This is a genomic window from Zoogloea oleivorans, assembly GCF_008107625.1.
GTDB lineage: Bacteria > Pseudomonadota > Gammaproteobacteria > Burkholderiales > Rhodocyclaceae > Zoogloea > Zoogloea oleivorans.
Window position 1 is genome coordinate 1 of the sequence record NZ_SDKK01000068.1, and the last position, 3,479, is coordinate 3,479.

Annotated in this window: 2 protein-coding genes; both read left to right on the forward strand. The window is 70.2% G+C overall.

What is annotated here, in order from left to right; genetic code table 11:
- Positions 1-1,012, forward strand: a 1,012-nt coding sequence (locus ETQ85_RS25620; RefSeq protein WP_148581807.1) for an ATP-binding protein, incomplete at its 5' end; no start/stop codon positions are given.
- Positions 1,012-3,479 (forward strand): eCIS core domain-containing protein (locus tag ETQ85_RS25625; RefSeq protein ID WP_187394879.1); only part of this gene is annotated, 2,468 nt, incomplete at its 3' end. The genes ETQ85_RS25620 and ETQ85_RS25625, both read left to right, overlap by 1 nt.

Here is a 3,479-nt window from a genome sequence, read left to right on the forward strand (position 1 = left end):
CAACGAACGGGTCGCCCTGTGGCAACTGGCCGCCGGCGATGCGGCCCTGGCCCGGCAGCTCGGCGAAGACTACCGGCACGCCAGCGGACGCATCCACGAACTGGCCCGCGCCGGGCGCTTCCAGGGCGTGCTCGAGGGCAGCCCCGGCATGAGCCTCGACCGCATCGCCCGCGCCGCCCGCAACGGCGCCGCCGCCGAACTGGGCACCCTTGCCGAACTGCTGCCGGAAACCATCGACGCCAGCGCACTGGTTCTGCCGGCCGCCCTGCACGCCGAGCTGGAAGCCCTGGCCCTGCGCTGCACCGGCCGCGACAGGCTCGCCCCGCAACTCGGCCCGGCCACCCGCGCCCGCTACCGGCCGGGCGTCCGCGCCCTGCTCTACGGGCCCTCCGGCACCGGCAAGACCCTCGCCGTCGGCTGGCTGGCCACCCGCCTCGGCCTACCCCTGTACCGGGTCGACCTGGCCAGCGTCACCAGCAAGTACATCGGCGAGACCGAGAAGAACCTCGCCCAACTGTTCGCCCGCGCCGAGCACGCCGAGGTGGTGCTGATGTTCGACGAAGCCGATGCCCTGTTCGGCAAGCGCACCGAGGTCAAGGACGCCAACGACCGCTACGCCAACGCCCAGACCAACTATCTGCTGCAGCGCATCGAGTCCTTCGAGGGCATCACCATCCTGACCAGCAACAGCCGGGCGCGCTTCGACAGCGCCTTCACCCGGCGCCTCGACGCCATCATCGAGTTCCCCCTGCCGGCGCCGGACGAGCGGCGGGCCCTGTGGCTGGCCCACCTGGGCGACGGCCACGCCCTGCCCCTCGCCGACATCAACCGCCTCGCCGCCGCCTGCGATCTGGCCGGCGGCCACATCCGCAACGCCGTGCTCGTCGCGGCGGTGAGCGCCCGCACCGAAAGCCGGCCGATCAACTACGCCGACATCGTGGCGGGGGTGGTGGCCGAATGCCGGAAACTGGGCAAGCAGCCACCCCACGGTCTGCTGCGGGAGCCGCCCTGATGAACGCCGTCGGCCACGCGACGGCCTCCCGCGGCCCCGAAACCGCGCCGGCCAGGCCCCATCCTGGCGGCGACTGCTGCACCGCCGAAGTCACCTTGGACGCCGGCCTGCCGCGCTTTCTGGGTGGCGCGCAGGCCAGGCTGCAGGTCGGCCCGCCGGACGATGCCTTCGAGCGCGAGGCCGACGCGGTCGCCAGCGCCATACAGCGCGGCAAGCCGGTCGCACCGGCCCGGCGGGCCAGCGCCACACCACGCTTCCAGCGCCTGTGCGCCAACTGCGCCGACAAACTGCTCGAGGCCGAAGCGGCCCCCGCCGCCCCCCCCAGCCCCATCCGCCGACGCACCGGCGACCCGGGGCACAGCGCGCCGGCCGGCGGCGATGTCGTCAGCGGCCTGCCGGGGAGCCTGCGTACGCGCCTTGAAGACAGCCTGGGCGCCGATCTCGGCAAGGTGCAGGTGCACACCGGGCCGACTGCCCATGGCCTGGCCCGGCAACTCGGCGCCCGGGCCTTCACCCATGGCCAACACATCTGGCTGAGCGCCCGCGAACGACCTGAAGATCTGGGCCTGATGGCCCATGAAGTCACCCACGTCCTGCAGCAAAGCAGCGCCACGGTGATTGCCCGGCAGGCCCCCGGCAGCACCGAGCACCGGCCGGCCGACGACGACGCCCAAACCCACACACCAGCCATCGATGTGCAGGAAGGAGGCGGCGGCGACGCTGCCGATGGCGGCAACACTCCCGGCAGCGCGGGAGACGACTGCGGCACCGACGCCCCCGGCGATGCCGGCCCGCCAGTCCAGCTGCACACCGGCCCCGGCGCCCCCATCCAGCGCAAGGAAGAAGACGCCCTCGACCAGGCCCTCAGCTGGGGGGCTGCGCGTCTCGACGACGCCGGCAGCGCGGTGGCTTCGGGAACAAAGGCCGCGGGCAAGTTCGCCGGCGACCAGTTGATGAAGCTGCTGCGCAAGGTCGCGCCGCAGGTCGCCGACATCATTGACGAAGGGCCGCTCAACTTCGCCACGCGCAAAATCAACGCGGCGCTCGACGCCCACCTGCCGGCAGCCCTCGGCGGCTTCAGCCTCGGCGAACTGGTGGATGGCGTGTCCGGCTGGCTGGGCGAGGCCGCCACTTTCGCCAAGGATCTGCTGAAGGGCGAAGGCAAGGCCTGCGCAGCCTTCACCGGCATCATGGAGAAGCTCACCGGCTTCGTCACCGGCCTGATCGACAACCCGGTCGTCAAGACCTTCACCAAGACCCTGACCAAGGCCTGGGACTTTGTCGGCAAGGCCCTCAAGTTCGTCGCCGAGCCCGTCTTCGACAACATCGCCAAGCAGGTTTCGGGCGCCTGGACGGTGCTCAAGAAAGTCGCCTCCACGGTGTCCGGCTGGATCAGCAGCGCCAAGGAAGCCCTCGGTGCCGCCTGGGACACGCTCACCGAAACACTGGGCTTCGACGGCAGCAGCGAGGACGGGGTGTGGAGCTACATCAAGGGCGTCGGCAGCGACATCTGGGAGGGCATCAAGACCACCATGGCACCGGTGATCGCGCCGCTCAAGAAAATCGGCGGTGCGCTGTCGCTGCTGATGCCGATGGGCCAGATCCACGCCATCGTCAAGTACGGCCCGAAGCTCGTGAAGGCCGCCCAGTGGGTGTGGGAAAACGGCCTCGACCCGGCCAAGATCCGCGAGGCACCGGAAGACATCCGCGGCATGCTGGAAAGCCTGACCGGCGGCGTGGCGGGTTTCAAGGGCGTGCTCCAGGGCGGGCTCGACTGGCTGTCGGAAAAGGTTTCGACGCTGGCCGACGGCGTGCTGGATGTGGTCGGTGCGATCACCGGCCTGCCCCTCATCGGCTACGCCCACGCGCTGTTCGACGAAGCCAAGAAGAGCCTCAAGACCCTGGTCGCCGACATCAAGAAAGGCGCCCGCGACGCCCTCGCCGCCATTGAGGCGGCGGCCACGAAGATTGCCGACTTTCTGGCGCCCTACAAGGAAGTCATCAGCAGCCTGATCCTGGCCATCGCCAGCCCGGTACTGATCCCGGTGATCTTCGCCGGCTGGGCGTGGCGGGCGCTGCCGGCCTGCGTGAAGATCCCGATCCTCAACTTCCTTCTCGACATCGCCATCGCCGCCCTCAAGGCCATCCCCGAGGTGCCTACCTTCGGCGTGCTGTGGCCGCTCCTCAAACCCGGCGTGATGGCCTTCCTCGGCACCCTGCGGGCAGCCAGCGACAAGGTCAAGGAACAGGTTTCGGACAAGATCGCCAAGGTCATCAGCGGGGCCAGCCCGGCCTTCCTGATCGGCTTCGTCAAAGGCTTTGCGGTCGGCGTGTGGGAAGGCATCACCGACCCCTTCAAGGCGATCTGGATGGTGCTGGAAGGGCTCGACACGGCCACCCAGTACCTGCTGAGCCTGGCCGGCGTGAGCGAGGAGCAGCCCGCCGCCAGGGCCAGCACGCCGGCCGC